Below are 22,214 nucleotides of genomic sequence, written 5' to 3'. Positions count from 1 at the left end.
CTTCCATGAATGATAGATAGCTTGTTATGACGCGCTTACTACTAGTCCAGACTCAGTTCATTATAGTGTCTGATTTCTCCGAGACTGACTCCCTTTCCTGAAATGCAAAAATCTCCTAGCAGGCTTTCCTGCTAGGAGATTTTCTTATGAGAGGTACTTGTTTCAACTTTGAAAATCGGATTTATCATCTGATGTTTATCAAACAATCTACCAATTAAGCTTCTTCGTCTTCTTTACGACGACGTCCTGCAAGACCAAGACCAAGTAAGGCACTTGCGGCAGCTGCTACCATAGCTACAGTAGAATCTGCTGTACCTGTATTTGGCAATTCTTTAGATGCTTTAGGCGCATTTGCTTGTGCTGATGCTTCTCGTTTAGCGTTACCCTCAATGGCTTGAATCTTAGCTGCGGCTGCCTTGTCAATTTCTGACTTAGCTTGTTCTTTACCAACTTCCGCAACATCTGAAATAGCTTTCTTACCGGCTGCTTCTTTTTCGTCTACAGCTGTTTGGTCTGCGGCTTGTTCAATTTCTGACTTAGCTGCTTCTGCGGCAGTTCTAACCGCTTCTTTAGCTTTCGCTTTGTCTGCTTCTGAAAGTTTAGCGTTACCCTCAATGGCTTGAATCTTAGCTGCGGCTGCCTTGTCAATTTCATCTGTAGCATTAGACTTAATAGATGCTTCCTGACTCGAATTAGCTAATTCCTGTCTTTTTTCCAATAAAGTTTGTAAAATAGTTTGATACTCAGTGGTACTCTTTGTATCTTGTTGCAGTAGTTGATTTGCTTCCACTAATGCTTCTTCATATCGTCTTTGTGATTCTGGAGTTTTAAAATTCTTATCTTTTTCTTCACTTTCTTTCAATTTCGTATATATTTTTTGTAAAAGGCTCTTTGCAACCCCTCCAATATTTTGTGTCACATGGAAATCACGACCAGAAATAGGTAGAGCATAGTGGCGATGACTCGATTGATATCCCATCCCCAAATGATCATTGTCAGCAGAACTTATTTTCACAGTATAGTCTGTTACACCTGCTGGTAATTCAATCTCTCTACTAGTAAATCTACCTGCCATTCCATTTGGGGTATAGCCTGCTTGCGCCATTTGATTCTCAAGACCTTGCTTGTCTAAGGTACCCGTCCAAGGTTTTTCTATGAATTCCCTCGTGACACGGCTACCATCTGAAGCCTTAAGTACTATCATATCCTTATTACTTGTATTATTTTGTGGATCAAAAGCTACATCATACACTGGTTTTGTAGATGATTCCGAAGTGAAAACTTGTACCCTATACTTCGCCTTTGTTCCATCAATGTCGCCAGAATATCCTGTCTTAAATGTTATTTTAACTTTTGAACCACTGTCTGGTGAATATGCTTTAAAGGTCTTTTGAATACCATTATAGCCTTTAAGACCATATGATAATGTTGGTCCTAAACCACTGTTCTGGTAAGCTTTGCCGTTGAAGGTTTGCTCATTTTCACTTGCTTTCGTTCTGACTTCCGATAAGAACAGCATATAATCTGCATCTCTATCGATTGCTTGCTCTCTGAGATAGGTATAAGATTTTCCGGTCTTAAAATTTCTAACCGTATTTATCGTTTCAAGAGGAAACACACCGTTATCTGTTTTTCTTGCAATAGCAAACTTACCATTTCCTTCTGAATCTGTTATAGCAGTCCAACCACCAAATTCATTTATATTCTGGACATCTCCTTTTTCAACACCTGTAGCCGCTCCGAGAGAATCCAATTCCTCGGAAACTTTCTTGTTATTTTCAACTGTATCATCCAAAGCACGAAGTTTTCTAGCAAGCTCTTCTACACTATCATCATCACTTGCGCCTTCAAATACTTGATTTGCATCTGAATCGGCATCAGCTGCAGTCGCTGGTGGGGCAGGGTCTGCATCACGTCTTTTACGTACTTTTGGCTTGTTGCTTGCTTCTTCTGATCTTGTACCTTCACCTTCAGATTTTGGAGAGCTAGAGTCCCCACTCACAGAGTTTTCATCCGATTGAGTCTTTGTTGTAGTTTCGCTTCTTTCAGATGAGTTGGCTTCTTCCTCTTTGGTCTCTGGATGACTTTCTTGCTTGCCTTCATCCCCTGCTTCAGTATTGGTTGCAGATCCTTGTTCCTTTGCAGCAGGAGCAGCGTAGGTTGGCTGCTGTTCCTCTGATTTTTTCTCTATTTCCGAATCCTTATCAGCTGCCACCTCCTCATTTGACTGTACGGCCTGCGCTTCCGCAGCAGATACCGCTCCACTTCCCATAAAGAGATACAGCGCCGCCACGGCTACCGAGGCCGCTCCAAAACTAACCTTCCGAATCGAAAAACGTAATTGTTTTTCTCTATCTTCATTACCTTTATAAAACATATATCATTTTGCTCCTTTTCCGATAATTATCGGTTAATATATAATGGAAGGGCAAATAAAAAGCCCCCCCTAAAATATTTGAGCATACTTTAGGTAGGTTTAACTCATTATACTCTCTTTCTTTTTATAAATCAAACATTATGAACTAAGCTTGATATCATGTATCTTATCGTGGAAATATTGACTTCATTTTCTCCTGAAATTTGTTTTTTACCCAGCCTCAACATATATACGGCAAGCTGAAACCAACATTGTTTGACTTGATCGTCAAGCTTTTCACTTCACCACCTGCTAGCTGTTTTAAAAGAAAAAACGCTTGAAAAATCAGCGTTATTCTTCGTATATTATTAAAATATATGATTCTATCAGTTTTTTAGAAATATTTTATAGTTCAAGAACGATAAGCTCGAGAAACAGCTAGAGTTTCAAATTGCACTACTATCATACAAAACTCTTTGGTCCTATTTATTTTTATCACAATTTTGATTTATAGTTCTCCGAATACCTTTTAAATGTGAAAGCATTTCATTGGAGCTTTGAAAAATATATACACTGTTTTTATTCGTATGTTAACTTGATAGAATCTTTGTCTTCAAGCATTTTTTTAATGTTAACGACAGGCAATATGAAGTTGGGGAACTCATTACCCCGAGTAATCATATCAGATACGATAGGCCGAATATAGGACCAAAGAATTGCTAAACCATTCTCTTTAAGAAAAGTTTCAAAATCAATATCAAATTCTGTCTCGTCATATATAAATGAAAATTCTCCAACAATATCTACAATAAGCTCAAAAGCAGAATCATCTGAATCTATATTTCCTTGCTTTGTTATCAAGTTAACATAAGCAAGGTTTTCAGATTTTCTTATTAAAATCTGTGCAGACAATTCAGGCTGTAAATTAATAGTACTATTTGTTTGGTCAAAACTAGGATTTCTTCGATACGATACTTCATTTAAAAAGTAATCTTTAAATTGTAAAGAGGACATTAAGCTGCCACCTCACTATTTTCTTTTGTTGTAATTAAGTTTTCAGAATCTATTGGTAAATATGAAAAACATGACTTCTTGTTTTTTATATTATATTTAGGCATTGCATTTACTTTAGTTACAGAATTCAAATCATCAAACTCTTTTTGATTATTTAATTGAGGAGTAAAATGGATTTCATCTTTATATTTTTTAAGACTTCCTGATATATTCAAATCATAATCAAATTCATTGTTTACTGAATAAATTTTGTTGGCCTTAATATTTTCAACTAATTCTTGGAACATTGGAGAATCCATCAAAGAAAATTCTTCAGTTCCTAAAAAGTTTGACAATAAACTCATAAAAGCCTCCTTATTTATAAAATGTTTGTAATACAATTTAAATCACGGATACAAATTTCCTCTCCGTTCTTTCCGTTAATTACTGGTAAAAATGGAATATCTGTATATTTTTTAGACTGCACGGCTTCATAATTTTTCCCATGCTGAGACGCTAAATCAAGCAACAGCTCAATAATTAATCCTTGATTTTGGTTAAGAAGAGTAGCTCTATTTTTGGCTCCGCTATCTGCAATATCTGTAATCTCACGTTCAATTTGAATAGATGCCGCTTGTCGATATTCCTCTAATAAGCTTTGGTTTGCTGGGTCATCCAACATAAAAATATTGTTCATAGAGCTTAGGATGATTTTAGCATGAATTAACTCAGACCTAACCCCGGGTTTGCTTAGTTCAAATGACTTATACTTTGCTACATAAGCAGAAGCAATCGTTTTACCAGTATCTTTGTCAAAAGGTAGAAAAAAGTAAATACCATTACCCAAGTCGTTCGGATGTCTCTGTTTATGAATACCAGGTTTATATTTCTCATAAGAAAAACCAGCAGATAGAATCTTTTCTTTTATTGATGGTGCCGTGCCACCCACTATATTGTAGCATAGAACTTCCTGATGAAGCTACTAACTTGATTATACTGTTAAAGCTTAGATAATTCAACTATTACGGGATTTTTTGAAAACATTCTAGCGATTTCCAGAACGGAACTGAGCATTAAGACAATAACTACCTCACCTTATCATACCGAAATTATCGGATTTTATCAGAATTAAAACCCCATAAAATCGGGCTTTTTCCATTCTTCAAGAAAACGCTTTTTTGAAGAATAGGATTGTAATTTCTGGTTCTAATCGTTCAAAATGCGTGTTTTTGCAAAATAGAAATGCAAGCCAGAACCTGCAAAAACATTATCTATTCTAAATAGTCTTTTTCTGTTATGACTCTTAATCTAGTAGAATAATTCTGGAATGTTGAGAATTTAAAGCGTTTAGGATCTTCAAGTTTGTTTCTATCGTTCATTTCTAAAGCACCGTTATAGTCTATAATAGCTTTTATCAACTTATTAATTATAGCTCTATCATTGTCCATTACTTTATAATAATCTTCGATTTTTCGAAGTCGAAAAGTAGTATTTAGCAAATAACTTTCATCTTCTAAAATCAAGGTTTTACCAATATCTAATCCTTCAACATACCCTTCTTTTGCTGAATTTCGAAGCTTATACTTCAACTGATACTTTTTAGGAATATAACTTCTAAATGGAATCAAGAAAGTTAGCCCCTGTATTTTGACAACAGTTACCGCAAATCCCCTTCCTTTATTCATTACTTCCTTCGTCTTAAAGTCATAGTCCATCGCTTGAATAAGGTCGTAATCCTTGCACATTTTTAAATCAATTTGACCTAATTTTAACTTTTTGCTTTTCATTTCTATTCCCTAGATAAAAAGCTCACTAAAAAGTGAGCAACATTTCCAATGAGATACTTCTGTTGACGAGCGCGTCTCTCCGCCCCCTCATTGCCTCACGAAAAGGCTAGACGAATCGAAAGGAGGTGAGTTTTCCTGTTTTCAATTCTACTTATTCTTACACATTTTTTTAATTTTGTCAAACAAAAAAACGCAAGCCTAAGCCTGCGGTGAGTGTAATCTATTTTGAAATTTTTAAATAAAAAAGGAGCATTTAAGCCCCTCCTTTGAAATAACGGACCCTTTGGCTGGTCGGTGTACCCAGCATCTCAGATACCTTTTTGCAAGGTGTGGCAGGAACCTTTCTGCCCTCAAATGTCTTTCGTTAATGTTATTCTAGCACTATCTAATTTTTTGTCAAGTTTTCTCAATCTACCAGACTGAATACGTATTAGCTACACCCTCAACAAATTTATACTCTTCGAAAATCCCTTCAAACCTCCTCAGCTTCCATCTGAAACCTCAAAACAGTGTTTTGAGCAACCTACAGCTAGCTTCCTAGTTTGCTCTTTGATTTTCATTGAGTATTAAAAAACTCTCTTATCTGAAACCATCACAAAAAAACAATTGAAATACTAAGCCTACACAGACTGATTCCAATTGTTTTTTAGATTGTTTAACAATCAATTTTACCATTCTTCATAGTCAAAACCATCATAATATGGATATTGTTCTGGCGGCGTTCCAACCGAACGTACGAGATAAGCTTCTTCGTCTTCCGCCTCGATTTCTCTCAGCACTTGGCATTCAAAACGCCATTCATCACCGAAGTCGAAAATAAACTTAAATGTTTGTTTGACACTTAGGGTATCCAGATAGACATTTTCTGTGTAACGTTCTTCAACATCATCACTAACAAAGCTAAGAAAGTAAGAATCTGCATGACTCCACGCAACATTATCCACGAAAAATGCATGAGCATGATCATTTGCAAAATCAAAACTCCATAAAATCACATCTGCTAGTTCTACTAACGTTTTTGTTTTTAGAATTTATATATGTCGGTAGCAACCTTTTTAAAATTTGACGAAAATGACCCAGGCTTCTACAGATGCTGGCTTTTCAGCTTCTATTTCTTGTTTTACTAATTTTAAGTGTACCACAATACCTCTAAGTGCTAATCGATAGAATTGCTCTTAGGAAACATTCCCTTTCTGCTATTTTATCATAAGTTTGTCTAACTGTGGCATTTGAAACTAGATAATTCTTCTGTTTCACGCGAAACACCCTGCGCCAGGCAAGGTGTTCTTGTTTTTTATGTCGTATAAATCGTTGAAGCTGTCGCAATAGTATGCCACTGGTTGGCTGTTGTGGCTGCGAAGTCCTTGTCTGCGTAGAAGTCGTTAAATGGCAGAATTTCCACTTCCAGCTCATCGATGAGGTCAAGCTGACCAGCCAGGTAAGCCTCGATGCGGCTTTCTGCTCGCTTGATGCGTTGCAAGAGTCCGCCCATACGGATGTCAACTGTATCCAAGCCAAAGACCTTGTTTTCTTTCAGCCATTGGTGGCTAAAGAGGGCATGGAAGTGTTCGATCGCGCTTCTGAGTTCTGGTAATTCTTGTCTGGCGATTTCTTGCAGACTTTCTTTATCATCCGCTTGATAGGCCTGACGAATACGTCGTCCCACATCCACTTTGCTACTTAAAATAGCATTCAACTGAGCCTGAGTTTCAAAGAGGTAAGCATAATTTCCTGCTTTTTCTTTGATGTCAGCAATAGTTCCCGCCGCCTGAGCGAAGTGTGGCTTGTCCTGTTCAGGTGTCATGTGTCGGTCAAGAATCGGACAGAGAACATCTTGATAAAAGACATAGCGGTTGGGATTGATACCGCTGAGATTGCCTGGTAGGTCTGGTAAGAGGTTGGCAAGGTCAATCTGCATAAAATCTTCAACCGTTAGACCAGTATTGGTCTTGAAGTACGCAGACAAACTATCTAGGTCATTGCGATAGCTGAGTTCTGCCCAGATTTGCAAGCTTGGGAGAATAGAAAACTGGGCAGTTTCACCACCATTGTCTCCCCAACCAGTTACAATGACTTCTTTGATGTCATTGGCACGGCAGGCTTTATTAGCCTCAATAGCTACTAGACGGCTGAAATGGTTGTGAGGCGTAAAGCCAATCCACTTCCAAGCTCCCCCTGCAAAGGCAAGGTCATGGCTAATCTTGTGATGGTTGCGGAAATTACGATTGTATTTTTCCTCGCTATCCTGATAATAGTCCCAGTAAACCAAGGTCACACGATCTTTGAGGCGGTCTAGGTAGACACGAGTTTCCTCTGGGATTTCCACGTCGCGGTCGTACTGGCCATCTGCTGACATAAGTTTAAAGAACATATCGCTCCACATCTGGCAGTGGAAACCATATTTGTCTGCAATATCCAGCACGCGCTCCAAGTGTTGGCACATGAGAAGACTACGATCCACAACACCGTTCAGAATCAAGTAGCGTCCCAAACCAACCAAGTGGGCTTCGTCCATCCCAATATTAACCTTGCGAGTTTGCAGTTTAGATAGAGTAGCAAACATGCCATCAATCAGGTCATAAACCTTTTCTTCGCCGATAAGGAGGATATCCTCCACATCACGGAGCTCCTGCACTTCTTTGACACCCCATTTAACGAAGGCTGACAAGTGGGCCAAGGTCTGGATACAAGGCACAAAGGTCATATCAAACTGCTGGGCGTAGGCTTCGATTTCCTGCAACTCCTCAGCCGAATAAGCCCCACGGAAATAACCAAAATAAGGCTGTCCCTCAATCTGGTAGGTGTCTTCCATGTAGAGTTCAAAGGTTGAGTAGCCCATGAGAGCCAAGACCTCAATCATCTGCTTGGCAGAAGTCACATTTAGCACCGCATTTCGAGAACAGTCTGCCATGTAGGCCAACTCTTCATAAGCCGCCTGCTCCTCAATCCCTACTTTATCACCTTCTGCTAGAGCTGTTACCAACAAGGACAAGGCACGATAAAGTTGGTGAGGTTTGCGGTAGGTCAATTGATAGTGGCCACCCTCACCCTTGATAGAGATAGAGGCTTGGTCAGACTGAGTGACAGCCACTTCAACATCTGGTAAAGAAATATGCTTTGTCAGCAAGTCGATTGCCTGAGTTTGTTTGGAACTAAGTCCTGTAAATCTTACCATTGATTTTCCTCCTGTAGCCAGTTGACAAGGGCACCATAGAGATTGGCATCTGCATGATAGGTGCAGGCTTGGATGACGGGTGCGACCGTGTATTCTTCGTAGGCATCGACAAAGTCTTCAACAGCCTTCTTGACACCTTGGATAAAATCTGGATTTTGACTGATAGAGCCACCCAGACTGATGACATCTGGATCGATCAGATACTGGATATTGAGCAAGCCTTGCGCCAGATTGCGGTTCATGCGCTCGATGGCTTCTTGACAAAGAGCATTACCAGCTGCGGCCTCTTGGTAAATCTTGCGACCATCCCAGTCAGTCTGACCAGATTTTTCAATCACGTATCGCACCATATTGCCAGTTGACGCTAGTTGCGACCAGTTGTTGAGCTTTTCAGCAGGGGCAAGGGTGGTCATGTAGCCAAATTCTCCACCCAGACCGTGGCGACCTCGATGAAGTCTGCCATTGATAATCATAGCTCCGCCAATCCCTGTCCCAATCACGACACAGGCTGCATTTTCAAGTTCTGGATGAGCCAGCAATTCACTGAGTCCAACGCAGTTGGCATCATTTTCCAGATGGACAGGTAGTTGATGATTAGCAAGCGCCTCATACCACGAAAAGCCGTGGATATAAGGGACGGCACTGAAGCCATCAATCACACCTGTCTCTTGATTGACCGCGCCTGGAACGCTCATAGCAATCCCGCTATAATCCTGCTCTGACAAGCGCTGGTCTAGCCAAGCTAGTAAATCCTCCAAACTTTCAGGCGTTGGAATGCTTGTCTTATCCAATATTTTCCCATCAGGAGTCAGACTGGCAAACTTAATTCCAGTCCCTCCGATATCAATCGTTGCAATGGTCATTGTTTTTACCATAAAAAGGGGCGAATCAGCAGTTAGTTCTTACCTTTTCGCCCCTCCTTTCTTTTCATGTTTACTTTTTGAAATTAAATTTCTTCTTTTTTAATCAATTCTGTACGAATTTCTTGTGGTGAAATGAAGCCTCTATGAACTGGGTATGGTCGTTCAAGTAGGTCCAGGAAGAGATGTTGACTTTCTGGTACACGCACATTTTCACTACACATATTGTAGTAACGAAGGACATAGCCTTCTTCATTTTCAGCTACCTTAAAGGCTGTTGGACAGATTTGCGGTATGCTGAGAACAGAATGGCTCAAGAGGCTACCAGTCGCAGCCACGCTTCCTTCTTGTTTAGCAAGCTGAAGGCTGGTAAATGGTGTCTGCAAGGCTTTAGCACGACGATAGGCTGAAAAGCGTTCTTGGGCTTGGTGGCATTCAAGTGCAAACTCGACTTCAAACTCACGCAAGCATTGTGCTTCTGGTGTTGGGAAGTAACCCCAGTCACCTAGCTCACCTGACGCACGCAGAATAGTCACTGCAATGGTGTCGTCTCCAAGGATTTCGTATTCATTCAATCCCTTGTTGGATACAGTCACACCTTTTTCATCATCATACAGACTAACAAAGGCTTGTTGGTGTTGAGGATTTTCAGGATTTTCCCATGAAGCAGCTGGTTTGTTTGGTCGTGTCACCACCTCATAGATGCTTTCAGAATCATTGCTTGGACGCGTGTTATGAGTCTTGACCAAGAGACGGATACGGTGGTCTTTGGCAGTGTTGGTAAAGCGAGTCTTGCAACGAATTTGTGGATTGTCAACGAAGACAGTCAACTCAGTTTCCAGAGGAATGCTTGTCAATTCTTCTGACCGTCCAGCTTCACGCTTCATAAACTCGATGATGCCTTTTTGCTCTTCTTCTAGCTTTTCATCGGCACTGACAGGCACAGTCAATTCATGTTTGAGCAAAATCTTAGCGTAGCGAGCTGTGTTTTCCAAGACCTCGTAGCCCTTAAGCTCTGCATAGATTGGCTCTGTTCCTTTTGGTTGGAAATAGATATACTCGTTTCCGATGTCACCACGGTCTTCGAAGCGGATAAAATCTTCGTAGGCTTCGTGAGTTGTCTTATCATAAACTGTGATAGTGTCATCCACACTCACCCTTACGAATGGCGTATCAATCACTCCGTTTTGGTAAATACCCTCACGGTGTTCTTGCTCTCCTTCCAGCAATTGGAAAGTTGTCCAAGAAAGTGGCGCTAGGTGAACTGGAATGGTCACGCGCACTTGACGGGCAATACGAGCTTGGCGGAACTTGTCTTTTGGTAAATCGTACTCAAAATTAGCCCCAAGATCCTCGACTTTAGCCTCTACAGGACGCCCATCCAAATCCTCCACACGGTAGCTTGGCAAGGTAAGAGCAGCCATCTTCTTGTAGCCTTCTGTTGGATGCAATTTCTTGAAGTCACAAGTCACCACATCAATCACTGTGCTGACAGTATCGACCTTATCATGCAAACCTGTGTTAATAACAGTAAAGAGATAATCGCTTTGAGCCTTAGCTGTAGCGATTTTGCCCTTCCACTCGTTAAGAAGATTGCTTTTAACAAAGTTTCCGACTTGATTGACCTTGGCAAAACGTGTCTCCATCTCACGGTGAACTTCGTCCACGCTACAGCCACAGATACTATCATGGGGCGCGTTCTGCAAAAGAGTTTTCCAAGCATAGGTCAACTGGTCCTTGTGGCTGTGTCCACCAGTGATAATCGTCAAGGGTTCTACAACTTGCTCTAGGAGGTTGCTATTTTCTTGGAAGGCTTGTTTGAGATAAATACGAGATGAAGAAGTGTTAGCAAGTGTGTACCAGCCGTCTGTTTCCTGACTGGTCAACTCACCTGTAACCGTTGATAATTGCTCTGGTAGGGCACTTTCCACGGCTTGGACATATTCATCAAAAGAACTATGAACAAAGGTTACATCTGGGAAGAGTTCATTTGCCACACGAATGGCTTCGCTCAGATTTTTCTGTACAGGCTGGTGGTCACATCCGTTCATCATCAACCACTGGTTGGTCGAAGCGTAGGCACGCACATCTGACAATTTTTGTTCCCAGAAGGTCAAGGCCTCATCTTTATCAACTGGGATTTCATTCCCGTTACTGTACCAGTTGGCAAAGAGAATCCCGAGGACACGACTACCATCTGCACCCTGCCAGTACATTTCTGAAAACTGAGAAGTAAACTGCTCATCTTCGAGGACTTGGTTGTCAAATCCAATCGGTTTCACACCACGCCCAAAAGCGGCCACATGAATGCCTGATTTTTGAAGGATTTGAGGAGCTTGCCCCATATTTCCAAAGGTATCTGGGAAGTAACCAATTTGAGTAGATTTGCCCCATTTTGCACATTCTGCTTGACCAATCAAGGTATTGCGGACGTTAGCTTCACTTGAAATCAAGTAGTCATCTTGCAAGATGTAAAAAGGACCAATTTTAAGCTTGCCCTCGTCAATGTAACGTTGGACTTTGTCTCGATTTTCAGGGCGAATCTCCAAGTAGTCATCAAGGACAATAGTTTGACCATCCAAGTGGAAGCTCTTGAACTCAGGATCATTTTCAAAGAGATCAAAGAGATTGTCAAACAATTCCACCAACTGCATACGGTGGCTTTCAAAAGGCAAGTACCACTCACGGTCCCAGTGACTATGTGAGATGATATGTACGACAACATTTTCCATGAAGTAAAACCTCATTCTAAATTAAATTTTTCATATTTTAAATGTAAATTTGTGATTCTGACAAGAATCAGTTACGCTAATACTCAATGAAAATCAAAGTGCAAACTAGGAAGCTAGCCACAGGCTGCTCAAAGCACTGATTTGAGGTTGTAGATAAAACTGACAAAGTCAGCTCAAAACACTGTTTTGAAGTTGTGGATAGAACTGACAAAGTCAGTAACCATACCTACGGCAAGGTAAAGCTGACGTAGTTTGAAGAAATTTTCGAAGAATATAAATCACGCTCCTTAGCGAATATCCAAGTAATCCAAGACCAATTCACAGAACATCATGTTGGCCCAAGAGAACCATTCACGAGAATAGAGAGTTGGGTCGTCCACGTGGAAGCTTTCGTGCATGACACCTGTACCACCATCACAAGCAACCAGCTGATCCAGCAAGAATTTCTTCTCTGCCTTATCACTTGTTGTCAATCCTTGGATAGAAAGGGCGATTGGCCAGATATAGCGATAGAAGGTATGAGAACTTCCGAGACCGCTAGCGTATTCTCCTTGGTAGAAGTAGGGATTTTCAGGGCTCAGAATGGTACGACGAGTGGCTTGATACACTTCATCGTCAATATCGCAATAGCCCAGATAAGGCGCAGCCAACAAACTTGGTACGTTTGGATCATCCATGATGCTGGCATTTCCTAGACCATCCACTTCAAAGGCATAAATCTTTTCGCCCTTGCTGTTGCTTGTATAGGCGTAATTTTCGATTCCTTCTTGGATTTCAGCACGAAGACGCTTAGCATCAGCAATAATGCTCTCGCTATCAGCTAGTTTTAATGCTGCAAATATTTCTTGCACATAACCCAAAACAACAACTGCAAACATATTTGACGGAATCAAGTAACTATACTGGCAGCAATCATCACTCGGACGAAAGGCTGACCAAGTCATGCCTGTCACTGCAAAATCAGGTCCAAAGCCATCATTTACCAAGGTGTCTTCCTTGCGGTCCGTATCACGAACAAAACGATAAGGAGAGTTCTTGTGGTCTTGTTCCACCGTCCACAGATGGAGAATTTCCTTAGTCGCTGCGACAAAAGTCTCATCAAACTGACTAGTCTCGCCAGTCTCTTTCCAGAGGAGATAAGCCAGCTGCAAAGGATAGCAAAGCGAGTCCACCTCATACTTGCGTTCCCAAATCCAGCCATTAAGGTCTGTGTGGTCGGTCTCGTGGTGCCCCTTCCAGTTCTCCTCAATGTTGAAGGAGTTAGCATAGGGATCCTTGAGTACCAAGGTTATCTGACGTTTGACCAAACCTGCAATGGTCTGACGCAGGAGGGCATCTCTTTTAGCTACATGAAGGTAGGGTCTGAGTTGGGCTGTCGAATCTCGAAGCCACATGGCAGGAATATCCCCAGTCAAGACAAAAGTTGAACCATCTTCTAAGATTTCAACCGTATTGTCCAAGGTATCGGTGTAGCAACGCTCGAAAACATCCACCCACTCTGGATGGTCCTTAGCCCGCTCTGCCACTTCATCTAGCCATTCTCTAACAATTTCTTTTGAATAAATCATCGTGCAGTATCCTCTTTCAAACAAGTTTCATTTTCAGTATATAGCTTTTGAGACAGAAAATACATACACAAATGATAGTCATTTTTCTACAAAATAGTTATCTTTGAAACTCCTTTTCTAAAGGTTATCTTTTTCTGATATAATGTAGAAAAACAGCTAAAGGAAAGACTATGAAACCATTACTTGAAACCATCGATACCCGCTTTGGAACTGCCAGCAAGCATGCCTTTTCTCGGGGAAATACCCTGCCATACACAGGCGTGCCTTTTGGGATGAATTACTTTGTGCCCCAGACCAGTGACCAGGATGGATCTTGGTTTTTTGATCCACATCTGCCTATTTTTCAGGGGATTCGATTAACCCACCAGCCCAGCCCTTGGATTGGCGACTACTCTTGGCTCCTTCTGACACCTGTCACCGGTCAACTGGGTGGAGACAGCCTCTTCCATCGTCAGTCTTCCTATGATATGGATAAGGCCTCTTTCCAACCTCATTATCTGAAGATTTTCTCCCTGCGCTATCAGATTGAAACCCAGCTCACACCGACTTGCTACGGTGCTTCTATTCGTTTGGAACAAAAGCAAGGCAAAGCCCTCTCCCTCTATCTGCACGCAGCAGATGAACTGACCGTGGAGCAAGTAGATAAGCGGACTCTTGCCCTGCGACAAGAAGGAAAAACTGAGACCAACAAAAATCCACTAACGATGTTCACAGCCCTGCAAATGAATACGGATATTCTTGCTGTCAATCAAGAAGACAGAGACTGGCGAATCGACCTGGCAGATAGTCATGCTGAGATTCAGCTAGCCACTTCTTTCATCTCGCCTTCTCAAGCACTGCTTAATCTACCTCAAGAAGATTTTGATAACTGTAAATCAAGTGCCCAAGCGGATTGGGAAAATCTCCTCCATCGTTTTGACATTATAGAGACAGGAGAGACTGACCGAACCTTCTTTGACCACTGCCTTTACAGACTCTTCCTCTTCCCACAGACTTTTTATGAGGTTAATGAATCAGGGCAAGTCATCCACAAGGATCTGACTACTGGATCTGTCAAGCCCGGTGTCCTCTTTAGCAACAATGGCTTCTGGGATACCTTCCGCACCACATTTCCCCTCTTTGCCCTTGTCATACCAGAGCATTATCGTCTCTTTTTAGAAGGATTTCTCAATAACTACCGCGATACTGGTTTTCTTCCAAAATGGCTAGCCCCAGATGAACGGGGTATGATGCCAGGTACCCTTTTAGACGGTATTATCTCCGATAGCGCCTGCAAGGACATGGCCCCTGACCTAGAAGAAGAACTCCTCCAAGCCATGCTTGAAACAGCCAGCAAGTCCGACCCTCTAGGCATCAATGGTCGCCACGGACTAGCCCAATACCAAGAACTGGGCTACCTCTCTACCGACCACCACGAAAGCGTCAGCCACACTCTTGACTATGCCTATAGCGACTTTTGTATCGCCAGCTGTGCCGAAAAACTTGGTCAGAATGACATCGCGGAAACCTATAGGACTGCGTCACAAAATTACCGCCATCTATTTGATGCTGAGACAGGTTACATGCGAGCGCGAGACAATCGAGGCAACTTCCGCCCTGACTTCTCTCCTTATAGTTGGGGACGCGACTATGCCGAATGCTCTGCCATTCAAGCAACTTTAGGCGTCCTCCACGACATCCCAGACTTAATCCAGCTTATGGGTGGAAAAGAAGCCTTCAGCAACTATCTTTTGAAAACCTGTCAAGATGCTCCCCTCTTTGAGACAACAGGCTATGGTTACGAGATTCACGAAATGAGCGAGATGGCTACCGCTCCTTTTGGACAAGTCGCTATTTCCAACCAACCGAGCTTCCACATTCCTTATCTCTTCCGTTACAGCAACTACCCTGACTACACTGCCCTTCTTATCAAGACGCTCCGTCAGAAAGCCTTTCACCCAAGTTGGCAAGCCTATCCTGGCGATGAAGACAATGGCAGTCTCTCTGCTTGGTACATCTGGTCAGCTCTCGGATTTTATCCTACCTGTCCAGGAAAATCAAGCTATGATCTCGGAATCCCTCTCTTTGACCATCTACGACTCTACCTAGCTAAAGAAGGTAAATGGCTGGATATTCATACGGAGCAAAACCACAACCATTTTAACTTTGTCAAAGAATGCCGACTGGACAAGACCCCAGTGTCTAGCATCCAACACCAAGACCTCCTAAAAGCTGAGCAGTTAACCTTCACCCTCAGCTGGTTACCAAATCAGCCGTCCACTTCCTGAAATGCAAAAATCTCCTAGCAGGCTTTCCTGCTAGGAGATTTTCTTATGAGAGGTACTTGTTAAGCTTTGAAAATCGGACTTATCATCTGATAATTATCAAATAATCTACCAATTAAGCTTCTTCGTCTTCTTTACGACGACGACCTGCAAGACCAAGACCAAGTAAGGCACTTGCGGCAGCTGCTACCATAGCTACAGTAGAATCTGCTGTACCTGTATTTGGCAACTCTTTAGCGACTGTACGCACGTTTGTTGCTGCTTGGTTGGCATTTGCTGCTTGAGCTGGAACTACAGCTGGTGTTTGAGCAGCTTGGTCATTAGCTGGACTTGCATGATTAGTTGCTGGAGAAACTTTCGCCAGGAAGTCTTCGATACGTTTAACCGTTGCAGCCACATCTGCCTGAGTTGCATCTGCATTGGCAAATACTTTCTTAGCATCCGCTGATAATGCGTTCGCTGCTTTTGCAGTTTCTGCATCAAGCTTAGCTGATTCTTGGATGATTAGTCCATCTAACTGACGAATAGCATCTGCTAACTTAGCTTTATCCACTTTTGCTTCAGTGTTAGTAGCTCCGTTATTTTGAGCTGAAGGAGCTTGTTTAAAGATAGCTTCAGCGGTAATTGCTAAAACTTTGCCATCTTTAGTTACAACAGTTGCATTTCCTGCCTTGTCAAAGAGAACATCTACTACATCAGCATTTGCTGCTTTAATCTTAGCTTTTGCAGCTTCTTTTTCTGAATCTGTTAAGTTAGTAAAGTCTGCTACTGTTTCTTTTTCAAAGTCAAGGTTGATGTTATCTCCGCTATTCTTAGCTGTTACATCACTTTCTGTTTTCACTAATTGGTCTTTTGCAATCGATACTGTATTTCCATCTAGTGTTACTGTGGCGTTACCTTTATCGTCTACTACTACAGTCGCTCCTGAATTGACGGCTTCAATTGCTTTCTTAACTGCTGCTTTTTCATCTTCCGTTAAGTTATCTTTGTTTCCAACTAATGTACGGAATGCTGGTGTTTTCACTTTAGCAGTCTTAGCTTCATCAGCTAGGTTTCCAGCTGGGATTACTAGGTCTAAAGCCGGAATATTCAGAACTGTACCATCAGCTTTAGTTACTGTTGCATTACCTTTGTCGTCTACTACTACAGTTGAACCTGGGTTGACTGCTTTAACCTTCTCTTCGATAGCTTTCTTCTCTTCTGGAGTTAAGGCATCTGGATCTGCTACTACAGTTTTAGCTGCTGGTGTATTGACATCATTGCCTGCATTTTCTTTAGTAATATCATCTTGTGTTTTCACTAAATCAGTGGCTGGAATGACCGCTGTCTTACCTTCTGGTGTTGTAACTGTAGCATTACCCTTATCGTCTACTACTACAGTTGAGCCTGGGTTGACTGCTTTAACCTTCTCTTCGATAGCTTTCTTCTCAGCGTCTGTCAACTTGTCTAGGTTCGCTGCTACAGTTTTAGCTGCTGGTGTATTGACATCATTGCCTGAATTTGGTTTCGCTGCATCTGCTGCTGACTTCGTCAAGTCTGTTGCTGGAATAACGGCTGTCTTACCTTCTGGTGTTGTGACTGTGGCATTTCCTTTATCGTCCACTACTACAGTCGCTCCTGGGTTAACTGCTTTAACCTTCTCTTCAATAGCTTTCTTCTCTGCAACTGTCAACTTGTCTGAGTTCGCTACAACCGTCTTATCCGCCGGCTTAACGATGTCGTTGCCTGCGTTTGGTTTAGTTGCATCTTCCGGTGATTTGAATAAATCTTTCCATGGAATTGTTGCCACAGTTCCATCATTTAAAGTAACAGTAGCGTTACCTTTATCATCAAATTTAACAGATTTAGCCTCAGGATTGAGTTTTCTTAATTTTTCTTCTACTTTGGCTTGTGCAGCTGAATCAGTCGGTTCACCAACCACTTTATCTGCTGGTTTAACAATTTCACCATTTCCTGCGTCAGATTTAGCTGTATCTTCCTTAGTTCTCACTAACTCAGTTGATGGAATCGTTGCAGTCTGACCTTCTGGTGTAGACACTGAAACAGTTCCGTCTGCATCGAGTAGCACAATAGAATTTGGATTTACAGACTTAACAGCAGCAATAATTTGAGCTTTTTCTGACTCTGTCAACATCGATTTATCCTTGATGATAACTTTATCAAGTGGTTTGTTAATATCGTTTCCACCTTTACCATTATCTAGATTCTCCAACGTTTTCACCAGATCAGTTGGATTAATGATTCCCTTATCACCATTTGCTGTAGTAACTTCAATATTTCCAGCGTCGTTATATTTAACCTCTTTGGCTGTTGGGTTCACTTTCTTCACTTCTTCTAGGATTTTAGCTTTTTCCTCAGCTTTTAGGTTGGCTGGATCATTAACTAGCACTTTATCAATTGGTCTGTTAATATCCCCAACTGCTCTAATTGCCGATTTATCCGCGTCTTGAATCTTATTAACATCTGCTTCTTTATTCGCAGCATCTACTAATTTCTTAGCTTCGGCTGCTATTTGATCTGCTTTATCTTTAAGATTCTCTTTCGCTTTAGGAGATAAGTCAGTACGCGCGTCAATCTCTTCTTTCTTCGCTTTTGTTTGCTCATCAATGGCTTTACGAGCATTTGGTTTATCTTCTACAACAGGTAAAACTTTCCCTATTTCAGCATTTGCATCATCTTGAAGTTTCTTAACCTCTGAATCTGTTGTAGCAATATCAATTGCTTGCTTAGCTTCTTTGGCTAAGGCTGTCGCTTTTTCAGCAGCTTCAGCTTTTTCTTCATCCGTAGCATCTGGTGTGTTTTCAATGGCTTTTAGTTGTTCAGCTAGCTTATCATCAATAGCTTTCTTGGCTGCAGCTTTAGTTGTTGTTTCTGGATTCACAGCTTTAATCGCTGCTACACCGTGTTCCTTAGCACTATCTACTGCTCCTTGAACCTTCCTTGATTCCTCTGGTGTTGTGGTTACATCTGGTTGAGCATCAATGGCCTTGTTCGCTTCGGCTGCTCGAGCTTGAGCTTCTGCCTTAGCTTTCGCTTTTTCTTCAGCTGTTAGATCTTGGCGAGCATCGATTTCTGCTTCTTTCTTAGCTAGTTCATCTGCCACTGCTTGTTTAGCAGCATCTTTGGCTACTGGAGTCACAGCACCAACTGCAGACTCACCGGCTTCTTTGGCTTTGGCTACTTCTGCATCACTTGTTGCGGCTGCTACTGCTGCCTTAGCCTTGTCTGCTTCTTCCTTAGCCTTGTCTTTAGCAGCTTTCTTCTCTGCATCTGTCAAGTCTGTACGCTCATCAATGGCCTTGTTCTTAGCAGCAAGAGCGTCATCAATGGCTTTGTCAGCGGCTGCTTTAGCAGTTGTTTCTGGATTCACAGCTTTAATCGCTTCTACACCTTGTGTCTTAGCGGCATCTACTTTATCTTGAGCTGCTTTGGCTTCTTCTGGTGTTGCGGCTACTTCTGGTTGAGCATCAATGGCCTTGTTCGCTTCGTCAGCTGCTGCTTGAGCTTCTGCCTTAGCTTTCGCTTTTTCTTCAGCTGTTAGATCTTGGCGAGCATCGATTTCTGCTTCTTTCTTAGCTAGTTCATCTGCCACTGCTTGTTTAGCAGCATCTTTGGCTACTGGAGTCACAGAAGTAACATCCGCTACACCTTTATCTTCTGCAGCGTTCACAAGATTTTGGGTTGCTCGGGCTACATCTTCTGTATCTTCATTATCAGGTTGAGCGTCAATTTTAGCTAGTTCTGCATCAGCTAGTTTTTTGGCTTCAGCTTTCGCTGCGTCTTTTTCTGCTTGACTTAGGTCTGTGCGTTTATCAAGCTCATCATTTTTAGCTGTTAAGGCATTGGCAATTGCGGCCTTAGCATTCTCTTTAGCAATTGGGTTTACTTTCGAAATGGCTGTCGTGGCTTCTGTTTGCGCAGCATCTACGGCTGCATCTGTCGTCGCTTCATCGATTTTCGCTGTTGCTGCCTGGGCTGCTTCGTTGGCTTTAGCAATAGCTGCTGTCTTTTCAGCTTCTGATAGGTTTCTGTCTGCATTAATGGCATCTTCTTTAGCCTTACGAGCTGCTTCAATTGCTGCTTTGGCTTCAGCTTTTTTAGCTACTACTGGATTGTCGGCTGCAATGGCAGTTGTCCCTGCAGTTTGAGCTTGGTCCAAGGCAGCTTTTGTTGTTAGGTTAGGATCATTGATAGCTGCTAATGCTGTTTCCTTATCTGCATTTACCTTAGCGATAGCGGCTTGTTTTTCATCCTCGGTAGCATTCGGATCTGTACTAGCCTTAATTTCTGCAATCTTATCTTCTGCAGCCTTGTTCACTGCATCAATCGCAGGTTGTTTATTTAGGGTCGTAAACTCTGTTAGTGGTCTTCTGTCTATCGATCCGTCTGTATAGGTTACTAGTAAATCATTTCCATTTTTTGTGATCGATTGAATTTTTGTTTCTTGATTATCTACAGACTGACCTCGTTTATCTAATAGGTTTTTATCTGGATTGGTTCGAGAATATTCAAGTTTGACTTTTTCTTTTACTTTTTTAAACTCTTCCTCCGTTACAGCTGCAGGGTCGGTCACAACAACCTTGTCTGCTTCCTCAGGAGTCTTTATATCGTATTTTCTTGTTTGCGATTTTAAAACTATTGTAAAGGCACCTGGATCACTATTGTATGAAGATGATTTGGCAGTATTTACAATTTGTGCATTATCTGTATCTGTTGCAGTAGCATAACGGTTTCCAATACGATACTCACCCGCTTCATCAGTTGGGAATCTTCTTGAATCCAGTCCTTGGGTTTCTTTCGTCATCTTACCAGTGATTTTTACAGTTGCTGGTGTTGGCGTTTCAGCATTAATTCGTGTAAATTGCGTGCCATAATCACTATTAATGACATCTGGATTAGTATTATCTACTGGTGAGAACGGTTGATTGCCACCTTTATTTATTGTCGCAAACTTAATTTTACCGGAATCATCGTTGTATTTAATGTCTAAATCAATATCTTCATTAGCATATACATAGACATCTTTTTTACCATCAACTGAGTATGGAATCTCAACTGTCGGTCTTTGATTGGTACGTGCTACATTAGCAACTGGAACCACATCGGTTGAATCATCTTTATAGGTTACAGTGACGTTTCCGTCCGCTACGGTAATATTCTTCACTACTGATTCACGAGGTGTTACAACAGTCCCTTTTTTAGACTCTAGTCTAGCATCCTGGCTAGTTTTAGAATATTCAACTTTAAGCTGATTTTTAATTTTTTCAATATCTGCATTAGTTAAATCGTCAATATTTGATACACTGATTTTATCAGCATTACTTGCTGGTTCCTGGATGCTATATTTGTAGGTTTGAGATTTAAGGATAAGAGAGATATAGCCTGGATCTATTATTCTCCCAGAGTTTACAACATTATTCGCACCTTGTTTATCACCAACCTTTACATAGCGAGTCCCAATTTTTAGTGCTTGATCTTCTCTTTTTGTATATTCATGTTTTGCTTTTAGTGTAGCATCCGGTTTTCCTGAAATGCTAATTTTAGCAGGGGCAGCTTGAGAAGCAGGAGTACCAGCTGTAGCAGTAGGAGTTGTAGTGTCAGACATAGCATCATTAATTACCGTTCCAGTATAGCCATACTCAAGGTTAAGTTTATTTGTTTCTCCTGTAACTTTGTTAAATTTCTGGTTTGACCCCTTTTTGAATGTTGCATAAAGAATTTCCCCACTGTCATCGTAGACAGGAATTTCAATATTTGCATCTTCCTCATTATAGACAAAGATTTCCTTTTCAGTCTGGCGAGAATAGTCAATTACCGCTACAGGTTTTTGGTTTTCTGTAGCAGTAGAGGTTGCTCCATCTCCTGTTGAGGTCTCACCCCCCCCGTTAGGACTAGCTGCCACAGCGGTTCCGTCTTGTGAGGCTACGCCATTCTCAGCAGCTGACACTGCTCCGTTCCCCAAAAACATAAATAGAGCCGCTACTGCCACACTAGCTGCACCAAAGCTATATTTACGAATAGAATAACGCGTGACCTTCTCACGACGCAGGCGCTCAGATCGACTCATGGATACTTTTTTGTCCATTACTTAAACTCTCCTTTAGGATTATATTTTTCTACACAAGAGAAGCTCCTCCTTCCTTATAGAAGGAGACCTCCTCTATGCATAGTTTTACTGTACTATGATACATAATTACCAAACTATATGCAACTTTTTTGCTTACTTATATTTTACTAAAAAAAAAAAACATTTTTTGGATTTTCGTAAATTTTATTCGGTTTTTTCATTCGTTATTTTTGTTTTTTATCATTTTGTTAAGAAATTACCAATTCTCATTCTATCTTATGATCTGATTCTTTAGGATTCAATTAGCCATTAATTTGTATAACTATTATTTGAATTTTCAAAGTAACGATGGATTTTTTCACTAGACTCCACAAAAAATAAGTAGAAAAAATGCAAGGGGCTGCACCTTTTT

The 22,214-nt window shown here is 41.4% G+C and carries 12 protein-coding genes; 1 reads left to right on the top strand and 11 read right to left on the bottom strand.

What is annotated here, in order from left to right; genetic code table 11:
* Positions 1–214 precede the first annotated feature (214 nt).
* The 10 genes from HT715_RS01415 to HT715_RS01370 form a co-directional block, all read right to left on the bottom strand.
* Positions 215–2,377, bottom strand: a complete 2,163-nt coding sequence (locus tag HT715_RS01415) for a YSIRK-type signal peptide-containing protein (protein WP_172922795.1) — start codon at positions 2,375–2,377, stop codon at positions 215–217.
* 558 nt (positions 2,378–2,935) lie between these two features.
* Positions 2,936–3,370 (bottom strand): protein-export chaperone SecB, encoded by a 435-nt coding sequence (locus tag HT715_RS01410; protein WP_000096818.1) that lies wholly within the window; start codon positions 3,368–3,370, stop codon positions 2,936–2,938.
* On the bottom strand, positions 3,370–3,714 hold the full coding sequence (locus HT715_RS01405) for a hypothetical protein (RefSeq protein ID WP_000055345.1): 345 nt from the start codon (positions 3,712–3,714) through the stop codon (positions 3,370–3,372). Before HT715_RS01405 ends, HT715_RS01410 begins: the two co-directional genes overlap by 1 nt.
* 14 nt (positions 3,715–3,728) lie before the next feature.
* Positions 3,729–4,298 (bottom strand): hypothetical protein, encoded by a 570-nt coding sequence (locus HT715_RS01400; protein ID WP_172922794.1) that lies wholly within the window; start codon positions 4,296–4,298, stop codon positions 3,729–3,731.
* A 322-nt stretch (positions 4,299–4,620) separates the two neighbouring features.
* A complete protein-coding gene (locus tag HT715_RS01395) occupies positions 4,621–5,136 on the bottom strand; it encodes a hypothetical protein (protein ID WP_023941483.1) in 516 nt (171 codons plus the stop codon).
* A 668-nt stretch (positions 5,137–5,804) separates the two neighbouring features.
* On the bottom strand, positions 5,805–6,131 hold the full coding sequence (locus tag HT715_RS01390; RefSeq protein ID WP_345789782.1) for a hypothetical protein: 327 nt from the start codon (positions 6,129–6,131) through the stop codon (positions 5,805–5,807).
* A 299-nt stretch (positions 6,132–6,430) separates the two neighbouring features.
* Complete coding sequence (locus tag HT715_RS01385) at positions 6,431–8,311, bottom strand: beta-N-acetylhexosaminidase (RefSeq protein WP_138702013.1); 1,881 nt, start codon at positions 8,309–8,311, stop codon at positions 6,431–6,433.
* Positions 8,305–9,174, bottom strand: a complete 870-nt coding sequence (locus tag HT715_RS01380) for an ROK family protein (RefSeq protein ID WP_171039933.1) — start codon at positions 9,172–9,174, stop codon at positions 8,305–8,307. The genes HT715_RS01385 and HT715_RS01380 overlap by 7 nt, the downstream gene beginning before the upstream one ends.
* Before the next feature lie 83 nt (positions 9,175–9,257).
* A complete protein-coding gene (locus HT715_RS01375; RefSeq protein WP_138707405.1) occupies positions 9,258–11,903 on the bottom strand; it encodes an alpha-mannosidase in 2,646 nt (881 codons plus the stop codon).
* A gap of 287 nt (positions 11,904–12,190) precedes the next feature.
* Complete coding sequence (locus tag HT715_RS01370) at positions 12,191–13,471, bottom strand: glycoside hydrolase family 125 protein (RefSeq protein WP_138707406.1); 1,281 nt, start codon at positions 13,469–13,471, stop codon at positions 12,191–12,193.
* A gap of 170 nt (positions 13,472–13,641) precedes the next feature.
* Here HT715_RS01370 and HT715_RS01365 point away from each other — a divergent pair, with 170 nt between their 5' ends.
* Positions 13,642–15,738 carry a GH92 family glycosyl hydrolase gene (locus HT715_RS01365; RefSeq protein WP_172922793.1) on the top strand — a complete coding sequence of 699 codons (2,097 nt, stop codon included), beginning with the start codon at positions 13,642–13,644 and terminating at the stop codon, positions 15,736–15,738.
* 112 nt (positions 15,739–15,850) lie between these two features.
* Here HT715_RS01365 and HT715_RS01360 read toward each other — a convergent pair whose 3' ends face one another.
* On the bottom strand, positions 15,851–21,820 hold the full coding sequence (locus tag HT715_RS01360; protein WP_172922792.1) for a DUF1542 domain-containing protein: 5,970 nt from the start codon (positions 21,818–21,820) through the stop codon (positions 15,851–15,853).
* Between the last annotated feature and the right edge of the window lie 394 nt (positions 21,821–22,214).

It is taken from the genome of Streptococcus sp. 4155, assembly GCF_013276695.1.
In the GTDB taxonomy this organism is placed as follows: domain Bacteria; phylum Bacillota; class Bacilli; order Lactobacillales; family Streptococcaceae; genus Streptococcus; species Streptococcus pseudopneumoniae.
Note: the sequence above shows the minus strand (reverse complement) of the source record. Positions and strands in the feature narration are given on the sequence as shown.